Source organism: Terriglobus sp. ADX1 (genome assembly GCF_036877645.1).
Classification (GTDB): Bacteria; Acidobacteriota; Terriglobia; order Terriglobales; family Acidobacteriaceae; genus Terriglobus.
This window is the reverse complement of record NZ_JAEDXV010000026.1, coordinates 1-26,092: the sequence shown is the minus strand read 5'-3', so window position 1 is coordinate 26,092 and position 26,092 is coordinate 1. Positions and strand designations below refer to the sequence as shown.

The following is a 26,092-nucleotide window of genomic DNA, read 5'->3' as shown; positions in this document are numbered from 1 at the left end:
AGCGATAAGATCAGCACGGCTGTTAGAATCTGTTTCCCTCGGATTCAGCGAAGTCCACAGCGGCTCCGGCAACTGCTCCTGCTCTCCAACAGCTTCTACTGGGCCGCGTTCACAACCGAGCCCAATCCCATAACGGGAGCGCGTCCATCCAGGTCTTCGTCAACACAGAGGAAAAACAACCATTCGGTAGCTCTTCGATTGGATTTTTAACGAACCTCTACACAATAACCAAGAGGGCGGGGCAAAGCTCCGCCCTCATCGTGGGCGGGGACCCTTTGACGAATATTGATGAAGTCGCGAAGGTGCAGTGCGTCGCAGTCAACAAACAAAGCACGCCAGGGTTGCGATGCTTTAAAGGTCTCCGCACAATGTTGCTCGTTTTAGCGGCGGACAAACGCCCTCGGATCATTTGTTGCCGGACCATGGAAACGCAGGATCAACGCGCTTGCGAGTGACATCAACCGGGTGCTACGATCCTGTTTTTCGAGGAATTCTTGATTAGCGAACTCGGCAGCAGGAAGGAGTCGACTTACTCGGGCACCACCGGCCCCACAGTTGAGGACTGCAAAGAGCAGGCTCGCCGTGTCATCTCCTCTTCCACCTTCCGCAACGCTTCGACGCTTCAGGTACTCCTTCAATTTCTCACCGACCGAACGCTCAATGGTTCCGCAGATGTTCTGAAGGAATACACGATTGGCGTGGAGGCCTTGGGGCGTAAGCAGGATTTCGATCCGAAGCTCGATCCGATCGTTCGGGTCCAGAGTCATCGGCTGCGAGTGAAGCTCAAGGAATACTACGATCTCGAGGGCGGCCGAGATACGGTTCTGATCGAGCTTCCAAAGGGGCACTATACCCCTCGATTCGAAACGAAGCCCGTTTTCTTGCCGCACCCCGAAGACAATGATTCCAAACCCATTCCGGATGACCGCGACATCACGCCAGATGTGAACCTAACCGTTGCCCCGAAGAGCGATTCACGCAAGCCATCCTGGAGAATCTTTCTTTTGGCGATTGGCGTAATCGGACTGATCGCGTTGTCGTATCTGCTGGGCAGTTGGAACACCGAACGCCGGGCTGCTTCCGGCTCGAAGCCATCCGTCAATGACGATCCGGTCGAGCTCTTCTGGGCCCGATTTTTGGGGAACGACCATGCGCCAGTGATTGCCTATCCAGACGCAGTGTTCCTTCTTGATGATGCCAACGACCTCTTTTGGTTCAGTCACGGCGCAACCGACAGTCGTGGTGCCCGGGTCGATCCTCACGTAGCCAATGAAGTTTCTTCGACTTCTGCCGCTCTTCCTGAGAACAAACAGCTCTATTACGAGAATGGCTACACCGGAACAGGAGAGCTTGAGTCGATTGGAATGCTTACGCGCTTGTTTGGGCACATGGGCGTCGAGCCCATTGTGAAGTCCAGCCGCGACATTACTCCCGATGATTTGAGCCAGCACAATGTGATTCTTCTTGGCTCTCCCTTCCAGAATCCGGCGGTGGAACAGCTGCTCACCGTGGGAGACTTCCGGTTTAACAACCTGGGAAACCATCACGCTTGGGGCGCGGAGATCGCCAATGCCCACCCCCAAAAGGGCGAAGCGAGCAGTTACAAGACGGAGCGCGACCCGCAAACGCAGGTGCTTCTGGGCGACTATAGTCTCGTCATGATGGCCAATGGAGAGGTTCCCGGGCGACGCATCATCATCCTGGGAGGCTTGGACACGAAAGGCACGCAGGGGGCCACGATGTTCGCCACCTCAAAGACAGGCATCGATCAGCTAAACAAATCCGTGGCCAAGGCCGCTACGGGGCAATTCCAGGCTCTCGTGCATGTCCGGCTCGCGAAGGGCTACCAGGTGTTGGGATCCGATCTGGTATCAGTGCATCCATTACCTCAAAAGTCTCGCTAGGATCAGGTCACTCAGATCCTGCTTCGCCCATGCCAACCTGTCTTCCGAGACATAGGATTTGGAACGGGATCTCGCGCTCGCAAGCTGGAATCGAATCCGTGTAATCCGCATTTTCTCCCGTGTAACACGCTGTAACTTTGTTGAAACACATGTCAAAATGCTCAAAAAAGAGCATGTTGCCGCACGGTATCCCCCCGTAACTAGCAGGTCTTCTTACAGGCTCGTTAGGGTTGCGTCTGTTTTACGGTCTTCCAAGGCCGTGTTCTGGAGGCAACACTATGATCAGAATCATTTCTGGCTTGAAATGGACGCAGACAACATCCAGCCGCATCGGCAGTACGTTGGCGCTTTCGGCTGTACTTGCGATAACACCGATCGCGATGGCCCAGGGCGTCACCGGCCGCATAGCCGGCCCAGTTCTAGACCCTACAGGCGCCGCGATTCCAAACGCCAAGGTTACGGTAACCAATCAAGACACCGGCATCGTGACGTCAATTGCAACCGATGCACGCGGCGATTACCAGGCGAATAACCTGCCACCCGGAACCTATCAGGTTCAGGTCGAAGCTGCCGGCATGCAGACGATCGTCTCCAAAGGGATCATCGTGAGCGTAAATGCGACCTCTCCAGTACCCTTCACGTTGCGGATTGGCTCGCAGAACCAATCGATCGTGGTGAACACCACAAACGCCCTCATCGATCCAAGCAACTCCTCGCTCGGTGAGGTTCTGGACAGCCGGGATGTAACCACCCTCCCTCTGAATGGTCGCGTCTTTTCTCAGCTCGTCCAGACGGTCCCAGGGTCGGTCGCTGCTGGTTTTGGCAGCGCGCCAGAGGCGGCAGCGGGTGCAGGCTCATTCGGATCGATCACCGCGAGCGTCAATGGCATGCCGTGGGGAGGTACCACGTACACGCTGGATGGTGTCAACAACATGGAGCTGTTGAATGCGTTTATCAATGTGACTCCGCCATTGGACTCCATCCAGGAAGTCAAGATTTCGACCAATAACGCCGACATCACCGTTGGCACCTATGGCGGAGCCCAGGTCAACGCTTTTGTGAAATCCGGCACGAACGCCTTCCACGGGTCAGCTTATGAGTTTTTCCGAGATGACGCCCTGAACGCGTACCAGTGGCGAGCCACCCAGAAAGCCCCCTACCGCGCCAATCAGTTTGGAGCTTCGCTTGGTGGTCCCATCATCCGCAACAAGGCATTCTTCTTTGTGGACTACCAGGGACTTCTGCTTCGCAACGGCATCAGCTATATCCTCACCGTTCCAACACAACTGATGACGCAGGGAACATTCCTGAAAACCCAGTTCCCAGGCCCCATCTATGATCCCCAAACGCGTCAGCCCTTCGCGACGGTCAACACGTCCCAGGGACCTGCATGGCAGATTCCGACCAATCGTTTCGACCCCGTCTCTGCAAAGATGGTCGCCGGGAATACGATTTGGCCCGCAGCGACCGATCAGTCGAACACGAGCAACAACTACAAGGCCAACACCGTTGAGCCCGACAACAACCATCAGTTCGACGTCAAGGTGGACTATCAGTTGACGTCGAGAGATCGCGTGTTTGGTCGCGAATCCTACCAACGGCGCGACCTGTCGGCTCCTTCGCCGGGAACGCCGTTCGTTCAGGTCAATGATGTCAATGCCCAATCGCGCAATCACAATACGGCCCTGGGCTATAACCACACCTTCTCGGCAACGATGCTCAATGAGTTGCGCTTCGGCTTCAATCGGTTTGCGACGCACGACTTCGGCAATGACCTTGGGACGAACGAAAACACGACCCTTGGCATTCCGAATGGTAACAATGCGGCCTTTGGCGCCACGGGCCTTGGCAACTTCAGCATCGGCAACCTGGTCTCGACCGGCTCGCAGGGCTGGACGAATTCGAAACGCATCACCAACTCGTTCCAGATCACGGATAATCTCACAAAAATCTGGGGACCGCACACGTTTACCGTTGGCGAAGATTTCCGGCGCTTGCAGGCATCGCTCACCAACTCGGATGCAAACAAAAACGGCGACTTCACCTATATCTCGGACTACACCAGCAGCTGCACCATGGACCCGAATTGCGTGAACCCAACGGGCGGCAATCAGTTCGCGACCTTTCTGCTTGGCCTGCCTTCGAACACTGATCGCGGATTCGTCGCGACCATCCCGGCGACCCGCGCAAACCTTATCGGCATCTATGCGCAGGATCAGTATCGGGTGCGCCGCGACCTCACACTGAACCTCGCACTCCGCTGGGATGTGATCACACCAGCTATAGACAAAAGCAATCGCCAGTCGAACTTCAATCTTCAAACGGGCCTGCTCGATTTCGCGAAAGATGGCAATCGCGCTCCGAACGTGAATACGTATTACGGTGGCTGGTCACCCCGTGTCGGCTTTGCCTATACGCCGGGCGGTGCGAATACCACCGTCAGTGGAGCCTTCGGCGTCACTCACTTTCCTGGAAACTTTGGCGCCATCGGCGGCTTCCTGGAGCGTAACTATCCGTTCTTTGAAGTGTTCACCAGCCCAGCACAACAGCGTAACGTCCCGCTCGCTCCTTTAAGCGTCTCGGGGCTTCCGCAGTACATTCCTACGTCCACCAATGTGTCCATCGCGCCACCTCCGGGCATCTCGGTCAGCTACATGGACAAGAACATGCAACCCGACGTGGCATATGCATGGAACTTCGGCGTTCAGCAGAAGCTTTCAGATGCGGTGGCCTTCAGCATGACATACGTGGGCACGCGAGGCCTCCACCTTTTCCGTCGCTACAACCTGAATACTCCCGTACCGGGCTCAACCCCCTTCAACTCCCGGTTGCCCTACAAGTACTTCAATGCCGCGGGCGATCAGTACGCGACGAACATCGGCTTTGCGGGTGCGAACGGATCTTCGATCTATCACGCACTGCAAACGGAAGTGAAAGTGCGTTTCTCTCATTCCCTCACAGGACGCTTCAACTACACCTGGTCAAAGGAACTGGACAACATGAATGTGTGGTGGCCGCTGGACGATCGCTTGAACCGTGGCGAAGGTACGAATCAAGCCCCAAACATTCCGCAGAACTTTATTGCCAGCCTCACGTACCAATTACCCTTTGGTCGTGGTCAACGGTGGATGCCTAACGCGAAGAGACCGATCGAGCTTGCCTTCGGAGGCTGGCAGTTCAGCACCGTCACCAAGCTGCAATCCGGCTCTCCTCTGAGCTTCAATGCGGCCTACGATAACCTCGGCAGCGGTGTCACGAACCATGCCAATGTGACGTGCGCGAATGTGCGCACCATCGGTTCCGTATCGCGCTGGTTCGACACAAGCTGCTTCACGACGCCAGCCCCGTTCCAGCTTGGCAACTCAGGATTCGGCAAGGTCCATGGCCCTGGCTACTACAACTCGGATCTTTCCTTGTCGAAGACAGCCGCGATCCACGACGAGATGAAGATAACTCTGCAAGTGGATGCGTTTAACCTGACAAACACACCCCACTATTCCAACCCGGATACCAACCTGGCGGATTCAAACTTCGGCCAGATCAATGGGACCAACGGCAATCCGAGACAGTTGCAGCTTGGGGCTCACTTCACCTTCTGACCTCCGTCGCTTGGGCACCCGCTCGTTGGGTGCCCACGACTTTCCCCCTTGCTCCTAGAACCAAAGGATGAAATGTGAATCGAAGGATGTTTCTCTTGAGCGGAGCTGCGGCTATGACCGTGGGGTCTGCTCACGGATTGCTGCCCGCCCCCTCTGCCGCCACCAACACACCGATCAATCTCATTCCAACGACGCCCAGCGGAGCCCCCAACTATTGGTGCACGTGGGCGGTCCAGAATTACATGCACGGACAACACGCATCCTCGTTGTCCATCGAGGACCTCGAAGGAGATTCGGGGAGTCGGCTTGCGCACGATGCCATGAACGAGGAGGTTCTTCTCGGCTCGCATGGCTGGGCGCGGTCGTTCTACCCTCGTGTCCGTGAAGACTTATACCTCATGCTCGACGATGGCTGGGAGTCGGGCGGCATGTCCACGTTTGAACTCGACAAGCAAAAATTCCCCTCGTACACCGGCTCCGCAGCCCAAAGACTGCGCACGTTGAACGATGCCGTCCGAAACGAACGCTGGCGTAGCCTTGCGCTCTGGTGTCGGAACACGCCCGGTGGCACGGAGGATCGTCGACTGGAAAGGATCAGCGCAGACGCAGCAATCGACTACTGGAAAGTCGACATCGGCGATCCGACCTTTCACCTCATCGAAACGCGCAATGCGGATCACTTACCCCTGCAATTCGAACATGTGCATGGAGAATCAGCGCTCAACGGAGACTGGCACCGAGGTGGCCGCTTTGGAGCGCAACCGCAGGGTTCAAAACGCCAGCAGATCCTTGCCCATACCGATGTGTACCGCACCTACGACGTTACGTCGATCTTGTCTCTTCCAACCACGCTGGACCGCATGACAGAGATGCTGCAAAGCGCCCAGGGCCGTCCCGAGCTTCGAACGTTCCTCAATGTGGAGGACGAAGTCTACGTGGCGGCCGTAATGGGCTGCACGATGGGAATCCTGCGGCATCCGTTGGTCGGCCTGCGTCCGGGCAACGATGCGGATCTGTTTTTCAACGGACCGCGCAAGGCGAAAGGACGTATGGATGAGGTCGTCCGTTCGTTACGGTGGCAACGGATCGCACCTCCCTTTCGCGTGGGGCTTGGGACATTCTCTGCAAGCGAGGAGATACTTACCGATGATTGGCTGTTCGAGCGAGGACAGACCTGGGATAAGGATGTGGTGGGGAAGGTCGCGTATCAAGGGGCACCGGCGTGTATGGCGCGTGGCATTGCACTTCCAAAGGTTGAAGCGCACGGGGAGAAGCCGTTTGTTTTCGCAGCCAGGTTTCCCAATGGAGCGGTCGGCATCGGCGTGCAGGAGCGGACACACAAACAAAACGGCTGGTTTATGCCCTCTGCCGAAATCGAACTACAGGTTGGAGACGCGAAGGGCCCGTATGGTATCTTCGGCGCCTGCAACTCGCTCCGTCTCGTCTTCGCCCATTCGATTGTGCACAGAAGAGTGTTTGTGCAAGATTTGCTGGCAGACACAGCCCTAGATGTCACCACGCAGGTGACCATCAAGGGCAACACCTTGCACCTTGCGGAAGCGAACATGCGAAAGTTCGGGCTCAGTGCCGCGTCCAGCGGGGACCTCTCTTCGCCAGGATTTGTTTTGGCGATTCGTTGATCTGCTTTCAGGAGAATATCCATTGCGAACCAGACTCATTTTGGCAATTGCCCTTATTCTCGGACCGACAGCGCTTGCCCAACCTCAATCCGCTGCCTCGTCCGCGCTTGCCTTCACCAGCTCAACGCCATGGTTGAATGAGTCCTTTCGTTGGGCCAAGCAACAGGCTCTTGCCTATGTACGTCCTCACGGCTCGATCGGTCCGTGGTACGAGGCCGCTTTGCCCGGCCGCAATGCATTTTGCATGCGGGATGTCTCTCATCAGACGGAGGGTGCGGCCGTACTAGGTTTGTCCGAAGCAAATGAGAATATGCTGCAACGATTCGCAGCGTCAGTAGCGGAATCGCGTGATTGGGCGGCCTACTGGGAGATCACTGGCGAAGGCAAGCCTTCTCCTGATGACTACGTTTCCGACGACGACTTCTGGTTCAACCTGCCAGCGAACTTCGATGTGCTGGACGCGTTCGTTCGCATGATGCGATGGAGCGGAGATGCGCCTCACCAACATGATCCAGCCTTTAAGACGTTCGCAACCCTGACGATGAGTAACTATCTGAAGGCCTGGCAACTTGAACCCGGAAGACTACTTAATCGTCCACGCATTGCAAACCGACGCCTGCGCGAAGGACGCTTCGTCAATGCGAGAGGCATTCCGAGCTACAGCGAAGGAACTTCTGACTTTCTTTTTGGTTCCGATCTCCTTGCCGCGGAATATCGCGCCATGAAGTCGTTCCGGGAAGTCTCTGCCGATCGCAAACTCCTGCAAGCAACGGAACGAAATGCGACAGCGATGCAAGCCTTACTTGAACGGGTGTCATGGTCGGAACAGGGACATCACTACTACGGGATGGTCCGTAGTGATTTGAGCGCCTATGGATCGGGCGACACGATGGTACTGTACTTCGGAGCTACGAAGAATCCGGAACGGATTCGTGGCGCGCTCGATTACATCTCGTCGCCAACGTATTGGAAGCAGATCAACATTGAAGAAGAAACGTACATTGCCTTGATCTTGTTCCGGTATGGAAGGATCGCGACGGCCTATCAGGTGCTTGAAGACATCACCGGCCCGCAGAAAGCCCGCCGAGAGTATCCCGAGGTTTCCTTTTCGGTCGTCGATGCAATCGCAAGTGGCGTGATGGGGCTCGTTGCAGCACCAACCTCCGCACCCTACGATATCTCGACGCTATCGAGGTTGCCGCATGAGTCGGACAAGGCTACGTTGAGCGCGATCCCGATCAAGCACAACGAAATCACTGTAAGCCACAACGGTCTTCACGTGACCCGGCTGAAGAATGTTTCGGGGCCGTCATTGCGGTGGCGCGTCGAATTTGCGGGCAGAGCATCAAGGCTGAGGGTTGGAGATCACAATGCTCCTATCCAACGCTCGATCACGCCAGAGGGTATCACAATCACTTGGGCGGATGTCACTGTCCAATCGGGACAAGAGGTTGAAGTGCGCGCGGAATGAGTCGGCCAGATTTGCAAAGAGCGTAGTACCAAAGACGCGACCTTTCAGGCTGGTTCAGGGCGAGAGCAAAGGCAAATTATAGGAGTCCGTCTTGCAGGCACGTGAGGGCATTGGGATTCTGATTCGGAAGCAGTTTTTCAGTTCGGCACATTTGCCTACCGGCCCGATTCGAGCATAGACAGTGACCACCAATTCGGGCTACACGATCAGGTCTCAAAAGGGACGGGAGATCGACTATCGTGTGGGGCTTGATGCAGGCGTTGCAAGCTGCAATCACAACCCAACGCAAGGCGCATTTGGTACGTTCAATGCTTTGTTTCCGAAAGGGGCCTACTTTGGCGAGGCGAATTTCATAGGTCCGTACAACATCCAGGATGTTCGTCCAAGTCTTCGTGTCACGATTTCTCATCAACGGATTGTCATTTGGCCCAACGCTGAGATGCTGTGGAGGCAGAGCAGACAAGATGGCATCTATTCGATCCCGGCAACGCTCGTGCAAGCAGGAAAGGCTGCCGCTGCGTTGTACGTAGATTTCCAGGCTGACCTGAATGTCGCGTGGAGGCAAAATCGGCATGTCACATGGACGGTGGATGGCGCCCATTCCGGCACTTTCCTTCGTCGGACGACGTCAGGAAAGAGTGCCAACTACTGTGCTCCCGGAATTTCGTACTGATTTTAGACGGCAGGAGGTTCCGCATAGGAAATGTCCGTCGTCGACTAGGCACAATCACCCACATACATTTGGGCTTACCTCTATTGAGCAGCCGCACTAACTTGGACCCGCAAACTAGGCGTTGCGGAATCTTTTCTTATCGGTGTCATCACTCCGGATTTACGTCAAATCGCCGAGTCACTCACCGACTTAGGATTAGTAACGGCAAGTCGGCTTCGTAAGTTGCGATCGCTTACGGCTATGGCGTTTATGGGGCAGAATCCAAACTCAATCTGCGAATTGGCCTGTTTTCTTCACCTAGGTATGACTGTCAGGCGGCCCATTCATCAAAACGGCATTGCATCCCAATAGGATGAGAGAGCCCCACAGTATGAAGGCGACGCCATAGAGAAGCAGATGCTTGCGTGGAAGAGCTAACTCAAACACTCCTACCTTCACGATTGCGTATGAGTTCGCCGCGAGATAAGCGACCGTCAAAACGTCTCGACGGTTGTTGTGATTCTTGGCCAGAATATCTAACGCACTCGCGCTTTTTATGTAGGCGACAGGAGCCACGCGGCTGTGGAACAGTTTCTTGTCTATGTCACCAATCGGTTCTAACAAGACCTTTAGTAACTCAGCCCAATGATGGACACGAGCGGGGGCCAAGGACGGCAGACTTTCAGGCACCTGTCGTCAATGTGACTAGTAAATCTCCGTCTCGATTTTGTTCGCATATCCTTGTTGTTCGTATCGTCCGAACAGTGTTAAATTGCGAACAGGAGAGGAGGCAATCCATGGCCCATCCCGATCATCATCGCCAGCAAGTCATTTTGAATGATGCCCTTGAGGCCGTAAAGCGAACGGCGCACTTAGATTTGCGAATCGTTCCAGGTTTTTCCCCAATCGGAGATACCCTCTTGGAGTTGAATGGTCCCACAGCTCACGCTCAGTTCGTCGCGGAGATCAAAGTGGTCAGGAACTTCGCTACCCTCGGAATGATTGCAAAAAGACATGCCCATCTCCCGCCTCACACGCGTCCTTTGCTCGTTGCACCCTATATCACTCGTGCGCTCGCAGAACGGTGCCGGGAACTAAACCTCCCCTTTATCGACACAGCTGGGAACGCGCACGTCGCCATTCCGGGGTTGACCGTGTTTATAACGGGTGAGCCCCGTCCTACCACCTTGGCCGAGAATCCACAATATCGGGTTTATACCGAAGTGGGCATGAAAGTCACATTTGCTCTCTTATGCAAACCGGAACTCGCCGACGCAACATACCGAGATCTAGCGCATGCCGCCAAAGTCGCACTGGGCACCCTCGGTCCCGTCATCAAAGACCTTGAAGCCCGAGGCCATCTGGTACAACGAGAGGGAAGAAGGACTCTCACCGGCGCGCGCGAACTCGTAGAAGCCTGGGTGGCGCGCTATCCAGACACGCTTAGGCCAAAGCTTGTCCGAAACCGTTACGAATGCGATGTCGATCGGCTGCTTGCGCTCGAGATGACGAAATTGAAGGCATATTGGGGAGCAGAGGTCGCTGCCGCACGTCTAACCGGATACCTCCGGCCAGAACACTTTACCCTCTACGTCCGCGATGATCCGAAGGCAGTACTCACTGAAGCTAGAGCGCGATTAGATCTCAATGGCAATACTGAACTGCTCCAGGTTTTCTGGGACTTGCCTGAGGCCGAGGAACATCCAGATCTTGTGCCACCGCTCCTGGTTTATGCAGACCTAATGGCTACGCAAGACGGACGTAATATCGAGACAGCCCGCCTCCTATATGAACGATATCTCGAAGATCTATAGCGTTCCTAAGGATCGTCCGATCCCTGGCCTCCTACTTGAAATTCTTGCCATCGTGGACGAGCTTACGATGGCGCAAAGATGTCCCTACGTCGTCGTGGGAGCTACTGCGCGCGATCTCTTGCTCCACCATGTCTTTGGTATTCCCGTGAGTCGCGCTACCCGCGACGTTGACCTCGCCATCGCCGTTGAAAACTGGGAGCAGTTCCATAGCCTGCGCGATGCTTTCCTCAGCAGGGGACAATTCACACCGGACAAAACTGGACATAGAATCTACTTCGCAAAAGCCGGAATGCCAGTCGACCTGATTCCCTTTGGCGGACTAGCCGAAAATGAGATCATCGCTTGGCCACCAACGCACGATACGGTGATGTCGGTTGCTGGATTCACGGATGCACTTGAATCTTCCGTGCACGTTCAGATCGCCCCCAAGCTTGCAGTCCCCGTCGTTTCGCTGGCTTCCTTGGCGATCCTAAAGATCTTCGCCTGGCAAGACCGGAACACGACGGACAAGGACGCTCTCGACCTGTTTCGCATCCTTTCGAAGTATGCGGACGCTAGCAATGAGGACAGACTTTATGATTCCGCAAGCTCGCACTTGGAAAAGTTTGGATTCGAACTGGATCTCGCCGGATCTGCGCTTGCTGGTGAGGATGGTCGCGCAATCTCAGGAGAAGGCACACTCGAAAAGCTACGAGTGATTGTCAACCAAGACAATTTTGTCGACAAGTTGGCAGAACGAATCCGCACCTCGCGATGGCCATTCGAACCGGAACGATTGACTTATATTCGGACAGTGTTAGACGCCTACTTCGATGAGCTTTTGAAGTAGGGCACTAAGACCGTCGGAGGGGGCGTCTGAAAGGTTCAACAGTGGCTACCAGAAGTACCCCAGTTCACTCTCTTGACGGAAGCACAATGTTGGGGGATTCGACGTCGCGTTTTCCGATACCCTCGCTCAATCCTCATCTTCTCCACGAAGCGAACAGTACCTTGAACGATTGGCATGGATACTGTCCAGTTCGCTATGGGCCAACGTGCGACGCGGTTGGTTCGTGGAACGGTTCCACAGCGATGGGTTCGTACCACACCTGAAGCACGCATAAGGTTTCGGACCCACGCGGCGCACGAAGAACAACTTCATCGCCGGCGCTGGCTTTCAATAACGCTCGGCCTAATGGTGAGACCCAGCTGATGTGATCGCGTTCAAGATCGACTTCATCCGTGCCGACGATGCGTACGACCCGCTCTGTCCCTGACTCATTGGCATAGCGAATCGTTGCTCCGAAGAATGCTCGCGTCGCCCGCTGCCCCGTCCTCGGTGCCGCTGGATCCACGACTTCCGCGCACTCGATCCTCTTAGTGAGGAACCGAATACGTCCATCAATCTGCCGTAACCGCCGCTTGCCATATTGGTAGTCGGCATTTTCGCTTCGGTCCCCGTTACCCGCTGCCCAAGCCACAACCTCAACAACCGCCGGACGATCTTTCGTAAGTAAGAAATGGCGTTCATCTTTGAGGCGGTCGAGGCCGCCGGGAGTGATGTAGTTCTTAACTTGCGCATCGGGCGCGTCTTTGTGAATTCGTCCCCTCGGTCCTTCTCGCATCTTCACGTGCTTCCAGCCTACTCGTTCAAGGGTTCGAAGTGAGCACCCGAGTAGCGCTAAGAACCAGAGTTTCGTCGAGGTCGAACAAGACCGCCCACATCTGACCATCTTTCGTGATCTAATCTCTCGCCATCAGCTTCCGATCTCCTCTACCAACGACTTAATCGAGCCCATGAAGCCAGCTAGGAATGGAGACAAGGCCGTGCCAATGAGCAGCAAAATAACGAGAGCATAGATCGCGATCACTATCCGTTTTGCTGCGTTGTAAGCGTCCACCGACTTCTTGACGGGTTCATCTGCCAAAGTTTGCAAGTCGTCCTGAGCGAGAAAACCGAACAGTTTCTGCTTCCAAACGCTACGATTGTCAGCAGCAATCCGCATAAAGCGGCTATTCGATTGCAGAGTCACATACAAGTTCACAATCGTGAAAGCCGCCGTCCCTAGGAGAATGATCCTCATGGGCATCGAGTCCGCAGTCGGCTTCTTGTCAGCAAAGATCAAAGCAACACGGCTCAGCAACGCCGTTGCCGCAATAGCGAAGTCTTTCCAAAGGGTTGAGATGAGATCTCTTGTTTGCGTAGACACCTTGGAGACTTCCTCATTCAAAGTCTTACGTAGTTCACTGAGAGACTTGAGGGTCTCCTTGCTGCCCTCCCGAATATGAGCTCTGTAGGCTGTCTTCGCTGCATCGAGTGCGCGAGGGGCTCGTGCTGCAAATGAAGATTCAAGCGATGCCATCTCAGGCCATTCGCGAGCTAGTTCATTCGTGAAAAGGGTGTGTCTGACCTCTAGATCGCGTGTAGAGGAATAAACCCAGCTCGCCGCTTCTGTCACTGCCTGCAGCAACTGGGGATCATAGCCCGCTTTAGCACCGACCGAAATGCGTTGAACACGCGGTCCCACTAAACTGACCATCAGTCCGTTATCACTTAGCCAAACTTCATTCGACAGGCAGATCAGAAGCTTGTTTACAGCTGTCCGGGCCCATTGGCGAAAGACTGTGGAGTCTTGTGGCATCTGGCCCTTCAGGAGATATATCCCTACATTGATCGGAACCACACCATCGCCGGTTAGATCTCGGACGAGCCTAGTCGGCTCAACCGGAGCCTCAGTGATTTCCGACGGCGGATCGACCAGTTCATCCCAAATCGCGAAACTACAACTTTGTGTCGCAAAAGGATCAAATTGTTCTGCGACAAGAACCCGCCGTGCCTCTGATGCTGCCGTTCGGTCGGTCAACAAAATGTCTAACGCTGAGGCGAAAAAGAAATGGAAGGCCCCAGGAACATGAGCTTTTGTGAGTCTCACCCGAACCGCATCCGGGATTTGATCGAATTGTGCAGAGGTCAAATCGATTTCTTCGCCGATGCTGTCAATGGCAGACAATGCACCATAGCCGGATTGTGCAAGATCTGTGGCCATGCTTCGCCATTGCTCCAGCGCTTCGGGAGTGAAGATACCTCCAGCATCAAGGGTCGTCAGAGTCTCGTTCTTAAACCCCTCTACGCTATTCGAAAGGGTGTTAGCGCCTGCGCGAATTTGACTCGGTGTAGTCATCATTTTCCTCGACGCCGCCGGTGGTGATGGTGATCCGCGTTTGTCCTCCAGCTATTGATTGAACCGATACGATGTCGCTATATTCCCGGTCCCAGATGACCTGGATTCCTTCGGTTGTTACGATCCGTCTCTTTGACGGCCGAGGAATGGCTTGCCGGTCAAAGTTGAATGCCTCGCCATCGACTCTTCGCGCCCGCATATGACGCTCGAAAGACTTCCTCAGATTGGACTCGGCTTCTAAGGGGCCAAACACCGAGGTCAAAAAGACCTCAGCATTTCCAGGATCGAAGCTTGTCTGAGTTTGTAACGTGTCATACAGCCGCTGGGTGACCGCTTTTTTGGCATCCCCGCTGAGATCAGAAGAACATTCCTTGGCAACCTTCTTCGTAACTTCAGCGAGCGTTGTAGTGAGGTCAGCTTCGGTGTATCTGCGATGGGCGCCTAAGAAACCTCTGAAGTAATTTGTCACTAGAGTGGGAGCGACTCTATCCTTCACACAAAGCTCGCCACCTGTATTAGACAGCTTTATGATTGCCGTCTTTTGCAGCGCCTGTGGTGATTGCACAAACGTGTCCTGCAGCCTTTCGATCAGCGGGCGAGCACCTGTACGGGTTTCTTCGATCGTGTAGGACAGTACCGTTTCATGGTCGTATTTCACGACTGCATAGAATCGCTCATTCGCAGTTCGTAACGAGAAAACGAAGAACACTCCTCGACTAGTGTTTTTCCCGTGAGCCTCGTTGAAGAGGGCCGCCATCCGCCTACTTTCCTCGGGGAACTTCTTAGGGTCTTGGTCGATCGACGACAACGAAGCTAGGACACTTGATCCAGGAAGAAAGTCGAACATAATGCCAGTGTTGGCACTCTGGAGTCGTTCGATGAAAAAGTCGGCGTGCGGTGTGGGATCAATTTCTTCCAAAAGAACGAGTTCGTCCGATGCAGGCCCGACCACATGGAAGATCATCCGCTCGATAGTCAGGGATTCCAGTTGCTCTGCCTGCAAGAATGCCATTGAACTCCTCGATGCAGAACCTTAATTGATTGTTCCGCATTGGATGTGGTTGAGAACTGGGCCCTCGCAATCATAAGGCACCCAGTTTTGGCCCAACAGATCTTTCTCGTCATCATACTATAATTTTCTCTTTTTATTCGCCTTTTGCTGAACCGTGAAGGCAATAGAACCAATAAGAACGAGTCTGCATACAAGGAAATGGCCTTGCCCTCGGATGGCATTCCGGCTCTCAAGTCGAGTGTAGCGAACGCCATTCTGCACAAATTTGGTCTCGAACCAGTTGCTCCAGATGAATGGATGAGCCCTTCAGAACACAATCTGAACCTCTCCACCGGGAGATGCGTTGCTGACGATCACGGTGTCCTCCCCATAGAGCGGATTCTGCATCGTGTGGCTGGACCAGGCAAGCGCAGCAGGGGCGGTGTCGGTCTCGACGCTGATTTCGTTCATGCTCAGATCTCGCATGGCCGGATACTCCGCAGCTTCGGTCAAACCATAAGCCTCGAGCGTTTCGACCGTATCTGTCAGCTCTGGAATGCCAAGGGCCATCAGGCAAGTCTCCTCCCGTCCGACGAATTCACAGCGGTAGTTGTGGGTTCCGTCCGAATAACTACTCACGAGGGTCATTAGCCCCTTAAGTTGATCGCCTGGCTGTACCGGTAGAGCGGGCGTGCAATATGCGTGCCCCTGCGAGTCAACGTGCCAGCTCGCAATGCTCCAGAACCGACCGCCGCGGGCCCCCGAGACACCCAACTGCAAGACGGGTTGAAGGATTTCGGTCCCATGGGGATCCTGCAAGCCGTTGAAGAGATAAACAAGCTGATCGCCGGAGGCCCGCGGAGGAGGAGGCACCACCCAACGGGTCGCGAACGATGAAATCGCGACGCTGGTGGTGTTCTGCCAATTTGCCCAGGTTACCCACGCGCCTATCTGCGAGGCCGGGTGCGTGCGGGACGAGCCCTCCCTGGAGCTGCCGGTCAAAGCACCCGTGCTAAGTTTCATGACAAACGAGGCTCCGCCACGCTTCACTACAGCCTGCCCGGCCGTTACAAGATGGACGTCACTTGTTTTCCGGTAGCCTCCCGGAGTGCTCACGAATCCGTCTGCCAGTGCGCTCTGCATCAGTGCAGATACCATCGTCGTTCTCCTGAGGAATTACGGTTTGATGTGCACGACGACAGGTGCACTCTTCGACGCGGGTGCCGACTTGGACTGTAAGGTTGCGGTCGTCGTTCCATCGGCGTAATCGGCTGGAAGGGTAACCGTCAAGGTTGCGGAGACCCCATCCGCATTGACCGGAACAGGGACCGTGACCGGTGCGGCGCCGTTGAGGATGACCGTCGTATCACCGTTCACGAAGTTAGCTCCCACTAGGTTCAGCGTTGCCTGCGCCCCTTTGGTTGGAGGAGGGTTCTTCTCGAGAAGGGCCGCAGTCAAAGCAGGGGCTAGCACCTGCAGCTTGATGCCCGTACCGCTGCTGAGGGCCGGGTTGGATTTCGATTTCAGCGTGAAGGTCGTAGCGGTTGGATCGAAATCGGAGGGCAGGAGAACCTGGGCCGTCGCGCGGGTGCCATCTGAAATCGCGGTGACCGGCACCGTTGCAGGTATGGACCCGCCGACCACCAGAACTGTATCTCCGCCTATCATGTTGCTGCCGGTGAGATTGAAGACGGCGTTCGCTCCGGCCGTGAGCGAGCCGGAAGCAAACGTCACGGTACTGAGGGTCGGTGCATTCACCGTCACCGCTTGGATGAAGGTGCCATCGACGCAGATGTCGGCCTGATTCAGGCGGCCGTCCGCGCCGTCGAAGCCTAGGAACTCGAATGGGTCGTTGCGGAACCGCTTCTGTTCGTCGTTCGACATGAGCTCGTCCGCCGGAATGAACAGGGCAATGGACTTACCACGCTGCTTATCGATCACGGTGTTTACGGTAAACGCATTGTCGCTCAACCGGTTTAATTGGGTAGCCGTATGGTCCGGAGCAAGGGTGGTGTACCCCTGAATGAAAGAGCCGTTGAAGATGGCTATGGATGGTCCCATCACGTCCGCGAAGCTGGTTAGGCCGCTAACCGCGCCTGCCACAGAGCCCACACCCTGCAGTACGTGAAGAATCTTGTTGCGAGGGTCTAGGTCCTGTCCCTTCTCGGGCACACCGCGCAGCAAGCCGAGATCCTGCCCAGAAGCGCTATAGCGATAGGTGCCCGCAGGGGCGTGGAAGAGTCGGCTGAAATCGACACTCACGTCTTGCAGCATGAACTGGTATTCCTTGCTGCCGTTTTCCACGGTGACTTGGTAGACGACAAACCTCCGACCGAGACGATACCCGAAGTCGTCGGCAGTGGTGTGCGGCGTCATCACTTCCCGATGGACGCGAATGAGGGCAGGATTGCTGATGCCGTTGCCCACGATACAAGTAGAAGGGGTTCCGGAGAGCGAGCCGCCGACGAAGTTGTTGGTCGGTGTGTCTCCTGGTGCGGTAGGGGTATCGCTGCCAATAGCCGCTGCTTCTGCTGCAAATCCAGCGCCTTTGGGTTGCGGCAGCTCGGAGGCTGCCCCGCGGAGAAGCCGCGCCTCCGCCTCGCGCATTGCGTCCAGCCGCAATTTGAGTCTTAGCCGCTCCTGACGCACGCGAAGATCCCGCTCGATACAGGCGTTGGCCTTGCGAATCTTCTTGACGTCCGTTTCGTCCGGATTGAAGCCGCAACCTTTTTCAATATTTTGCTTGTCAGTGACCTTTGGTGTTTCTGCTTCCGCCGTCTTTGGCGGAGTCTGTGCCGTGTCACCGGGGTTAGTCTCTCCCAAAGCAAGCACGCTCATCAAGAGCAGAGAGGAAAGGCGAAACGGCTTGGGTATGCGGCAGAAAGCAGGGCGCATCGTACGGCACCTCAAATAGGCAATCACTGCAAACGGGTAGGCGAATTATAAGTGTGAAAGGGGACAATTTATGTAGACATTTTTACGATTAGGTAATTTCCGATTCGGAAAACAACATATCTGTCCCTCCCTAACGGCTCAGCTAAACCTAATTTTTTGCGATATTTCCGAAGCTGGCCCGAGAACTACCGTTTCGATCTGCTACCATCAGCGGCCGCAAGTTACCGATTGGCCTCAGCTCTCGAGGCGACAAGTCTGGTGTACGACGGTTCTCCGACGAACTCACTTTCGCTGCAGCTTGTCATCAGCAACTTCGCTTTGTGGCGCGTTTGCCCTCATGGATTGAGTTTTTTGGGTTTGATAGGGAGCGGGACATAGCTGACAGATTCGGCACTGAGATAACCCGCAGCCCTGCGGCTTCTTCAACGACAAAAGCCGCGACTGCACCTGCACGCCACCCATGATCCAGCGATACGTCTCGAAGGTCAGCGGCCCCCTGCTGGACCGTATCGACATTCATATTGAGGTGCCTGCTGTGCAGTACAAGGAGCTTCGGCAGGGAAGTGAAGGAGAAACCTCCGCCCAGATCCGCGACCGCGTCCTGGCCGCACGGGAGCGCCAGGCGGCGCGCTTTGGAAAAGTGGGCGACCAGCAGACCACGAAACGGCATCGCCCTGTCTACAACAACGCACAGATGTCCAGCCAACAGATTCGAGTGTTCTGTGAGCTTTCCAGCGACGCGGAACGGCTTCTGGAGCGCGCAATGCAGCAGCAGGGACTGAGCGCCCGTGCTCATGACCGCATTCTCAAGACTGCCCGCACAATTGCCGATCTGGAAGGGGCTCAGGACATCGCCGTAAAACATATCGCGGAAGCCATCCAGTACCGGACCCTGGATCGCAGTTACTGGGCATGAGACTGAGTCATCAGGACTTACAGAAGGGGGCTAATTTTTCTCCACAATTTGGAAGCTTTGGCGCGATTTCTTCCGAAAATAAGTATTGATAATCATGGTTGAAGCAATTATGGTGCTTTTGGAGCCGATTTTGGCCGGTTGGGAACGAAACCCGGCGAATCTCCCTCCTGCCGACGCATCCAGGCCGGGCGTTGGTGAATCCCATACATTGGGACATCCGATTCTCAAAGCTGCGCGGGTGGCCGGCGCAACGATCCCGAATCGTCCCTGAGATTCAAGAGTGAAGGTAACGGAGCCTGAAGCGCCGCCAGAAGAGCTGCGCAGTTCTGTGCCGGAAACCTGTGGTGTGTACCTCGTTCTTAAATGAGGACATGCTGCGCAAAATGTAAAGCTGCGGCAGCGTGCCGCGATCTATCCGTCAGCGGATCCTGAAGGACCGCGAGACTTGATTGAAGAAGGAGAATCATGCGCTCTGATCTGATTTTTGGCGCTCTTACCCACGTCCAGAACCGTTACCAGCTTTGTCAGCTCGCCAGCAAGGCGACGCGCAAGCTGCACAAGCCGAACACCCGTCTGCAGGACACCACGAACGAAGTGCTGGATCGCTTCCGCGAGGCCGCTCCCAGCGATCTGAAGACTGGCCCTGAGCCGGCAGCAGTGTTGGAGACCATCGAGGAGCGCCGCGCGGCCTAACTGGCCGTGCGGTTCCCCCGCACCCTTGTTTTCTCGCTCCTGCAATACAATCGCTGTACCGTAGAACTTGCAGTTTTGAAGTAATTACTGCACCCAAGCTTTACCCGTACCAGCCTGCATCACCCTTCCGCACCGCAACCCCCGCCTTAGATTCACCGCTTCCCATACATTACGGAACGAACGTACACAGGTACCCATGACCATTACCGAACTCAAAGAAAAGAGCATTGCCGAACTCGGAAAGCTCGCACGCGGCCTTGAAATTCAAGGCACCAGCGCCCTGCGCAAGCAGGACCTCATCTTCAAGATTCTCCAGGCTCAGAGCGAAAAAGAGGGCCACATCTTTGCCGAAGGCGTTCTCGAAATCCTGCCCGACGGCTATGGCTTCCTCCGCTCGCCGGATTACAACTACCTCCCCGGCCCCGACGATATTTACGTCTCTCCTTCGCAGATCCGCAAGTTCGACCTCAAGACCGGTGACACCATTTCCGGCAACGTTCGTCCCCCGCACGAGGGCGAAAAGTACTTTGCGCTGGTCAAGATTGAGGCGATCAACTTTGAGTCTCCGGAAGAGACACGCAACAAAATTCTGTTCGACAACCTGACGCCGCTCTATGCTGACGAGCGCCTGAAGATGGAAACCGTTCGCGACAACATCAGCGGCCGCGTGATGGACCTTCTCACCCCCGTGGGTAAGGGCCAGCGTGGATTGATCGTTGCTCCGCCGCGTACCGGTAAGACCGTGCTGCTGCAGTCCATCGCGAACTCCATCACGGCGAACCATCCTGAGGTTGTTCTGATCGTTCTGCTCATTGACGAGCGTCCGGAAGAAGTCACCGACATGCAGCGCTCCGTGAAGGGTGAGGTTATCTCCTCCACCTTCGACGAGCCCGCTGCACGCCACGTACAGGTGGCCGAGATGGTCATCGAAAAGGCGAAGCGTCTCGTTGAGCACAAGCGCGACGTGGTTATCCTGCTGGACTCCATCACGCGTCTTGCACGCGCTTACAACACCATCGTTCCGCCTTCGGGCAAGGTGCTCTCCGGCGGTGTGGACTCCAACGCTCTGCAGCGTCCCAAGCGCTTCTTCGGCGCGGCCCGCAACATTGAAGAAGGCGGCTCGCTCACCATTATGGCAACAGCCCTCGTCGATACCGGTTCGCGTATGGACGAAGTGATCTTTGAAGAGTTCAAGGGCACAGGCAACATGGAAGTCATCCTTGACCGTAAGCTGGTCGACAAGCGCGTCTTCCCGGCCATTGATATTCAGCGTTCCGGTACGCGTAAGGAAGAGCTGCTTATCCCCAAGGAAGATCTGCAGCGCACATGGATTCTGCGCAAGGTGCTGAATCCGCTGTCGCCAGTGGAAGCCATGGAATTGCTCACGGACAAGCTGGGCAAGACTCGCAATAACCAGGAGTTCCTGCACAACATGAGTTCGCTGTAAAAGATCTCTCAGCATATAAAGAAAGCCCGCGAATTTCGCGGGCTTTCTCATATTCCGCAGGCAACTTCACGAAGGCCAGATTCCTCTATGCCCCTCATGCAACAGCCAGTTGCAGTGTGGCGTCTTATCCGTTTGAAACAAATGATGTCATTAATTTTGCGATATAGGTTCTCTGTTCTTTTTGCGGGTATTCTCTCACTCTCGTGTAGCGCGCAGCGCAACATGCCACAGGTGCATGCGCTTGTGGATGCTGCCTCGCTAGAATCGCTTCCGGATTCTCCTGGCTTCAGCAGCTCACAGGCACCGGCATCTTCGTTTGCTGCGGTGGACAATACCAAAGACTGGCAGACGCCTACAGTAACGCCAATGGTCGCGAGGAAGTATGCTCACACCATCAAGCCCGGATATACCGCGGTTCCGTGGGGAGCAAAGGAGAAGATTACTGCTTCTGTTCTGAAGATGGGAACTTTCGGGGCCGTCTTTTCCGCTGCATTTACTGCAGGACGACAACAACTGCTGGATACGCGTCCGCACTATGGCACCGACAGCGCAGCCTATGGTGAGCGTATGGGCGCTGACTATGCACGCCAGAGCACGCAGGCCATCATGAATGGTGGTATGTCGGCAATCCTGCGAGATGATCCTCGTTATTATGTGCTGGGGGCAGGACATCCATTTAAGTCGCGCGTGATCTATGCGGCAGAGCGGGTGCTGATCACGCATAAGGACAGCGGCGGTGACACGGCAAACATTCCGTTAATCACCGGCATTGTTGCCAGTCAAGCTCTTGCCAATGGTATTTATCCTGAGCAGGATCGTGATTGGACCCGTGTGGCGACAGGTTCCTTAGGCAGTATCGCAAGCCGCATGGCAACGCAGCAGTTTAAAGAATTTGGTGACGACATTCGGCAGTACCTTCGCCACAAGATCAAGAAGAACTAAGTGCAGCACGGAGATAACGCCTCAATGGCAACGGGCAAAGACCAGCAGCCGAACCGGCAGTTGAAGATCAAGGATCTTCTGCGCCCGCATCGTCGCGCTCTCATCCTGGGGCTCACGGCTATTGCGGGCGAAAGCATTGCCGACGTTGCCCAGCCGTGGCCGCTGAAGATTGTTCTTGATAACGTCATCGCGAAAAAGGAGTCACATGGCTGGCTCTTTGCGCTCATTAAGCGCACGGTGGGAACTGAGCCACATCAGATACTTCTCTTCGCATGCGGTGCGGTTGTGCTCATTGCCGTTGTCGATGCCTTTTGCTCGTATTGGGAAAAATACACCACCACCAGTGTCGGGCAATGGGTCACGCATGACCTTCGCCGCAAGCTGTATGCACAGGTGCAGCGCCTCTCACTCTCGTACCACGACACCAGCCAGACAGGCGATCTGATCAGCCGCGTAACAACTGATATCGATTCCATTCAGAGCTTCATCGTTTCCGGTCTGCTCAGCATCCTTGTCGATATCGCTACGATCCTGGGCATGATTGGCGTGCTCTTTTATCTGAGCTGGCAATTAACTTTGATTGCGCTCGCAGTTGTTCCGATTCTCTTCGCCATCGTTTACACCTACACGCGTCGCGTGAAGAAGGCATCGCGTGAGGTGCGCAAGCGTGAAGGCAAGATGATCTCCGTCGTTCAGGAGGTCATTAGTTCCATTCGCGTGGTGAAGGCATTTTCACGCGAGGAATATGAGCTTCATCGTCTGGAAGGTGAGAGCCTGGAGACTGTGGATGCCGCGTTGCGGGCGCGAACTCTCAAGGCAAAGCTGGTTCCCATCGTCAATATTGTTACTGCCATTGGTACATGCCTTGTCTTGTACTTTGGTGGAAATCTAGCGCTTGATTCTGACATGACCGGCGGCAAGATTTATATCTTCATCGCTTACATTGCCAGTATGTACAAGCCGATGCAGGATATCTCCAAGATCATGGATTCGTATTCCAAAGCAGATATCGGATACGAGCGCATCAAGGAGATCATTGGCAACAACAACGAAATGCGCGATGTTCCAGGCGCAAAGCCATTACGTGTAACAGCGGGCCAGATCAGCTTTGAACATGTTTCCTTTTCCTACGATGGCGAACATGAAATTCTGCACGATGTTACGCTGAACGCCGATCCAGGTTGTGTCATTGCTTTAGTGGGACCCACGGGCGCGGGTAAGACGACCATCATTAATCTGATTGCGAGATTTTACGAGGCGCAGAGCGGCACAATCTGCATTGATGGGCAGGATGTTACGAAGGTGCAGCAGAGTTCACTTCGTGAGCAGTTAAGTTTCGTATTGCAGGACACTGTGCTGTTTAGCGGCAGTATCTGGGACAACATTGCTTATGGACGTCCAGAGGCTTCACACGCGGAGATCGTTGCCGCGGCGGAGGCGGCGAATGCCACAGAATTCATCGATAATCTTCCGCAGAAGTATGACACCGTAGTGGGTGAACGAGGCATTCTGCTTTCTGGTGGACAGCGGCAGCGTATTGCCATTGCCAGAGCGATGGTACGCAACAGCCGCATCCTCATTCTCGATGAACCTACTTCCGCGCTGGACGCCAACACGGAGAACCTTGTATTTGAGGCGCTGGATCGCTTGATGCAGGACAAGACTGTCATTGTGATTGCGCATCGTTTGGCAACGGTACGCAAAGCAAACAACATTTATGTCATTCAGGACGGACGTGTGGTGGAGAGCGGAACACACGATCAACTTATGAAGGCAGGCGGTTTGTATCAGGAATTGAACGACCTCCAAAATAATGACGAAGAACGATCTGCCTTGCTGGCCTAAATGTTTCCATAAGAAAGCCGGGCGTCCAAGCCCGGCTTTCTTATCATTGCCTTCTCATAGCTTCTTCAACTCTGCAATGCGGCTTTCCACCACTTCTACATAAGCCTGCACTTCTTCTTCAGAGAAATTCGCTGCGCGGAACGCATCTGTTAACTGTCGATGCGAGAGCTGCCCCAGCAGGTGGCCGATCCATCGCGCATCCTGAAGAGGGATGTCGTTTCCAATCCAATCTAAATCCTTGCGCATGGCAAATGATTTTGCAGTCGCACCCATAGTTGCCAGCAGCATTCCTGTCGGCTTCTTCGGTGTGGAGAAACTCACCGTGGAATCCGTCTTGCTCTGAATAAATCCTGAGGAACGAAAGCTATCAATGTTGCCCTTGGAGCGCGACTGCGTCCACGAGACTCCGTTCGATCCAAAGCTCGCACCGATATCACTTACCAGGAAGATTTGCCGGTTATTTTTGGAATCCATGAAGACCGCATTGTTCACGTCTTTCAAATCCCAGTTATTGATCACGGCCATCATCACGCGAAGACCGTTGAACTCACGCGTGCCGTAAAACGGAGCTGTCTTCCATTCCCAGATTCCAATCTTTTTCTGTCCATCCGGCTTGCGTGCGAATCGTACATTGACGAGGGTTCCGCGTTCCTTCAGATCTTGCGAGCCGCGCTTCATCTTGACGTTTTGCACCTGCCCACCCGGAATCAGATAGTCCTCATTGGTGTAATACCCCGTTGCCCACAGCAGGCGCGAAGCGGCCACTTCGGGCTGTGCTTCCTCGCCTTCCTTCACGCGCCACTTGGTTCCGTTGGCATCCCGTGCATCAAATTTGGGGTTGGTTCCGTTGGTGTCCTCGCTCAAAAATACGAAGGGTGGCTTCGGCTGTTTTGCCTTTCCTCCGGCGCCCCAGTACAGGTCCAGCGAGGCGATATTGCCGGGGTCATGCCACAGAACAGGGTTCTGGATCTTCGCCCATAGGGCTGCGTTCGATCGAACGTCGCGATCATTGTCTTTATCATCGTCTTTCGTCTTGCTGTGGCTGGTCTGGGCAGCAGCGTCGTCCTGTGCATGGGCAGCAAAGCCCACAGGAACAATAGAAATAGTACAAAGCAGCGCCCACTGGGAAAGGCGGTTCAAACGCATGAAAGTTCTCCCATCGGTTTTGGAAACCGGATGTATAGAAGTTCAGATGCGCAAACCGTAAGAAAAAACATCCTCCTCTGTTACATTTGCATCCTCATCATGTAAGAGAAATCATCCGGTGACAGCCGGCAGGAGAACGACTGCAAACGTGAAGCTGATGGTACAGCCGGAAGACGGGATCGAACCGATCCTGGATGCGCTCCACAAAGCGAAGAAGAGTATTCAGATACTCATCTTCCGCTTTGATCGCAGCGAGATTGAACGTGCACTGGTAGAAGCTGTGGAGCGCGGTGTGTCCGTGCAGGCGCTGATCGCGTTTACAAACCGAGGCGAAGAAAAAAATCTTCGTAAGCTGGAGATGCGTTTGCTCGAAAAGGGCATCACCGTTACTCGGACTGCGGATGATCTTGTGCGTTATCACGGCAAGATGTTCATTATCGATCGCAAGGAACTCTATCTGCTTGCGTTCAACTACACGCATCTCGACATCACGTTAAGCCGTTCTTTTGCTGTTGCCATCACTACTCCTGCCGTCGTGGCTGAAGCCATTAAGTTGTTTGAGTGCGATGTACATCGCACAGCATATGTCTCTACGTGCAAAAAGCTAATCGTGAGTCCGATCAATGCGCGTAAGGAATTGATGGACTTCATTAACGGCGCCAAGAAGCAGATCCTGATGTACGAGATGAAGATCAGCGACCCGGACTTCATTTCGCTGCTGCGCGATAAGGTGACGCAGGGGGTTGATGTGCGCGTGATTGGTCGCGTTTCGCCGAAGGCTTACTCGCTTCCGTTTCGCCTGTTGCCTACGCGGCTTCATACACGTGTCATCATTCGCGACGGGAAATCCGCCTTCTTAGGCAGTCAGAGTCTCCGCAAGCTAGAGCTGGAGGCACGCCGAGAGATCGGTGTTATCTTCGAAAATGCGCCCGCCATTCACAAGATGATCCATGTGTTTGAACAGGATTGGGAGCGT

General features: G+C 54.8%; 18 protein-coding genes and 1 pseudogene. 13 read left to right on the top strand and 6 right to left on the bottom strand.

Annotation, left to right across the window (positions count from 1 at the left end):
* Nucleotides 1-494 precede the first annotated feature (494 nt).
* The 7 genes from JAO32_RS15640 to JAO32_RS15615 all read left to right on the top strand — a co-directional run bounded on the left by JAO32_RS15640 (nt 495) and on the right by JAO32_RS15615 (nt 11,909).
* Complete coding sequence (locus JAO32_RS15640; RefSeq protein ID WP_334242059.1) at nt 495-1,904, top strand: hypothetical protein; 1,410 nt, start codon at nt 495-497, stop codon at nt 1,902-1,904.
* A 278-nt stretch (nt 1,905-2,182) separates the two neighbouring features.
* A complete protein-coding gene (locus JAO32_RS15635; RefSeq protein ID WP_334242057.1) occupies nt 2,183-5,503 on the top strand; it encodes a TonB-dependent receptor in 3,321 nt (1,106 codons plus the stop codon).
* Nucleotides 5,504-5,598: 95 nt separating this feature from the next.
* A complete protein-coding gene (locus JAO32_RS15630; RefSeq protein WP_334242055.1) occupies nt 5,599-7,143 on the top strand; it encodes a hypothetical protein in 1,545 nt (514 codons plus the stop codon).
* 310 nt (nt 7,144-7,453) lie between these two features.
* A complete protein-coding gene (locus JAO32_RS15625) occupies nt 7,454-8,614 on the top strand; it encodes a hypothetical protein (RefSeq protein WP_334242053.1) in 1,161 nt (386 codons plus the stop codon).
* Between the two features lie 181 nt (nt 8,615-8,795).
* On the top strand, nt 8,796-9,287 hold the full coding sequence (locus tag JAO32_RS20080) for an alginate export family protein (protein ID WP_443082606.1): 492 nt from the start codon (nt 8,796-8,798) through the stop codon (nt 9,285-9,287).
* A 776-nt stretch (nt 9,288-10,063) separates the two neighbouring features.
* Complete coding sequence (locus JAO32_RS15620) at nt 10,064-11,080, top strand: type IV toxin-antitoxin system AbiEi family antitoxin (RefSeq protein ID WP_334242051.1); 1,017 nt, start codon at nt 10,064-10,066, stop codon at nt 11,078-11,080.
* Nucleotides 11,055-11,909, top strand: a complete 855-nt coding sequence (locus tag JAO32_RS15615; protein WP_334242049.1) for a nucleotidyl transferase AbiEii/AbiGii toxin family protein — start codon at nt 11,055-11,057, stop codon at nt 11,907-11,909. The genes JAO32_RS15620 and JAO32_RS15615 overlap by 26 nt, the downstream gene beginning before the upstream one ends.
* A 193-nt stretch (nt 11,910-12,102) precedes the next feature.
* Here the strand turns inward: JAO32_RS15615 and greB are convergent, their stop codons facing one another.
* The 5 genes from greB to JAO32_RS15590 form a co-directional block, all read right to left on the bottom strand.
* Entirely contained in the window at nt 12,103-12,684 is a 582-nt protein-coding gene (gene greB / locus JAO32_RS15610) for a transcription elongation factor GreB (RefSeq protein ID WP_334242130.1), read from the bottom strand.
* A gap of 132 nt (nt 12,685-12,816) precedes the next feature.
* Nucleotides 12,817-14,106 carry a hypothetical protein gene (locus JAO32_RS15605; RefSeq protein ID WP_334242047.1) on the bottom strand — a complete coding sequence of 430 codons (1,290 nt, stop codon included), beginning with the start codon at nt 14,104-14,106 and terminating at the stop codon, nt 12,817-12,819.
* A 100-nt stretch (nt 14,107-14,206) separates the two neighbouring features.
* Entirely contained in the window at nt 14,207-15,253 is a 1,047-nt protein-coding gene (locus tag JAO32_RS15600) for a nucleoid-associated protein (RefSeq protein WP_334242045.1), read from the bottom strand.
* Between the two features lie 306 nt (nt 15,254-15,559).
* Complete coding sequence (locus JAO32_RS15595) at nt 15,560-16,390, bottom strand: hypothetical protein (RefSeq protein WP_334242043.1); 831 nt, start codon at nt 16,388-16,390, stop codon at nt 15,560-15,562.
* Between the two features lie 18 nt (nt 16,391-16,408).
* Entirely contained in the window at nt 16,409-18,127 is a 1,719-nt protein-coding gene (locus tag JAO32_RS15590) for a hypothetical protein (RefSeq protein ID WP_334242041.1), read from the bottom strand.
* Nucleotides 18,128-18,527: 400 nt separating this feature from the next.
* Between JAO32_RS15590 and JAO32_RS15580 the strand changes: the two are divergent.
* The 5 genes and pseudogenes from JAO32_RS15580 to JAO32_RS15560 form a co-directional block, all read left to right on the top strand.
* Nucleotides 18,528-19,043: pseudogene (locus tag JAO32_RS15580) on the top strand (ATP-binding protein); the annotation flags it as partial.
* Between the two features lie 465 nt (nt 19,044-19,508).
* A complete protein-coding gene (locus tag JAO32_RS15575) occupies nt 19,509-19,736 on the top strand; it encodes a DNA-directed RNA polymerase subunit omega (protein WP_334242038.1) in 228 nt (75 codons plus the stop codon).
* Between the two features lie 196 nt (nt 19,737-19,932).
* Nucleotides 19,933-21,183 (top strand): transcription termination factor Rho, encoded by a 1,251-nt coding sequence (gene rho, locus JAO32_RS15570; protein ID WP_334242036.1) that lies wholly within the window; start codon nt 19,933-19,935, stop codon nt 21,181-21,183.
* 222 nt (nt 21,184-21,405) lie between these two features.
* The gene (locus JAO32_RS15565; protein WP_334242034.1) at nt 21,406-22,125 is read left to right on the top strand and encodes a hypothetical protein; all 720 of its coding nucleotides are present in this window, start codon (nt 21,406-21,408) and stop codon (nt 22,123-22,125) included.
* Between the two features lie 24 nt (nt 22,126-22,149).
* Nucleotides 22,150-23,970 (top strand): ABC transporter ATP-binding protein, encoded by a 1,821-nt coding sequence (locus tag JAO32_RS15560; RefSeq protein WP_334242032.1) that lies wholly within the window; start codon nt 22,150-22,152, stop codon nt 23,968-23,970.
* Between the two features lie 54 nt (nt 23,971-24,024).
* On the opposite strand, the gene JAO32_RS15555 is transcribed toward JAO32_RS15560, so the two are convergent.
* Nucleotides 24,025-25,116, bottom strand: coding sequence for a hypothetical protein (locus JAO32_RS15555; protein ID WP_334242030.1), 1,092 nt, complete (start codon nt 25,114-25,116; stop codon nt 24,025-24,027).
* Between the two features lie 157 nt (nt 25,117-25,273).
* Between JAO32_RS15555 and JAO32_RS15550 the strand changes: the two genes are divergently transcribed.
* Nucleotides 25,274-26,092 (top strand): phospholipase D-like domain-containing protein (locus JAO32_RS15550; protein WP_334242127.1); only part of this gene is annotated, 819 nt, incomplete at its 3' end.

Excerpts from the sequence above, each read along its gene's own strand:
- JAO32_RS15635 (WP_334242057.1), top strand. The coding sequence starts at position 2,183 with ATGATCAGAATCATTTCTGGCTTGAAATGGACGCAGACAACATCCAGC.
- JAO32_RS15625 (WP_334242053.1), top strand. The coding sequence starts at position 7,454 with ATGCTGCAACGATTCGCAGCGTCAGTAGCGGAATCGCGTGATTGGGCG.
- JAO32_RS15620 (WP_334242051.1), top strand. The coding sequence starts at position 10,064 with ATGGCCCATCCCGATCATCATCGCCAGCAAGTCATTTTGAATGATGCC.
- JAO32_RS15615 (WP_334242049.1), top strand. The coding sequence starts at position 11,055 with ATGAACGATATCTCGAAGATCTATAGCGTTCCTAAGGATCGTCCGATC.
- greB (WP_334242130.1), bottom strand. The coding sequence starts at position 12,684 with ATGCGAGAAGGACCGAGGGGACGAATTCACAAAGACGCGCCCGATGCG.
- JAO32_RS15605 (WP_334242047.1), bottom strand. The coding sequence starts at position 14,106 with ATGGCCACAGATCTTGCACAATCCGGCTATGGTGCATTGTCTGCCATT.
- JAO32_RS15600 (WP_334242045.1), bottom strand. The coding sequence starts at position 15,253 with ATGGCATTCTTGCAGGCAGAGCAACTGGAATCCCTGACTATCGAGCGG.
- JAO32_RS15595 (WP_334242043.1), bottom strand. The coding sequence starts at position 16,390 with ATGGTATCTGCACTGATGCAGAGCGCACTGGCAGACGGATTCGTGAGC.
- JAO32_RS15590 (WP_334242041.1), bottom strand. The coding sequence starts at position 18,127 with ATGCGCCCTGCTTTCTGCCGCATACCCAAGCCGTTTCGCCTTTCCTCT.
- JAO32_RS15575 (WP_334242038.1), top strand. The coding sequence starts at position 19,509 with ATGCGCTCTGATCTGATTTTTGGCGCTCTTACCCACGTCCAGAACCGT.
- rho (WP_334242036.1), top strand. The coding sequence starts at position 19,933 with ATGACCATTACCGAACTCAAAGAAAAGAGCATTGCCGAACTCGGAAAG.
- JAO32_RS15565 (WP_334242034.1), top strand. The coding sequence starts at position 21,406 with ATGCCACAGGTGCATGCGCTTGTGGATGCTGCCTCGCTAGAATCGCTT.
- JAO32_RS15560 (WP_334242032.1), top strand. The coding sequence starts at position 22,150 with ATGGCAACGGGCAAAGACCAGCAGCCGAACCGGCAGTTGAAGATCAAG.
- JAO32_RS15555 (WP_334242030.1), bottom strand. The coding sequence starts at position 25,116 with ATGCGTTTGAACCGCCTTTCCCAGTGGGCGCTGCTTTGTACTATTTCT.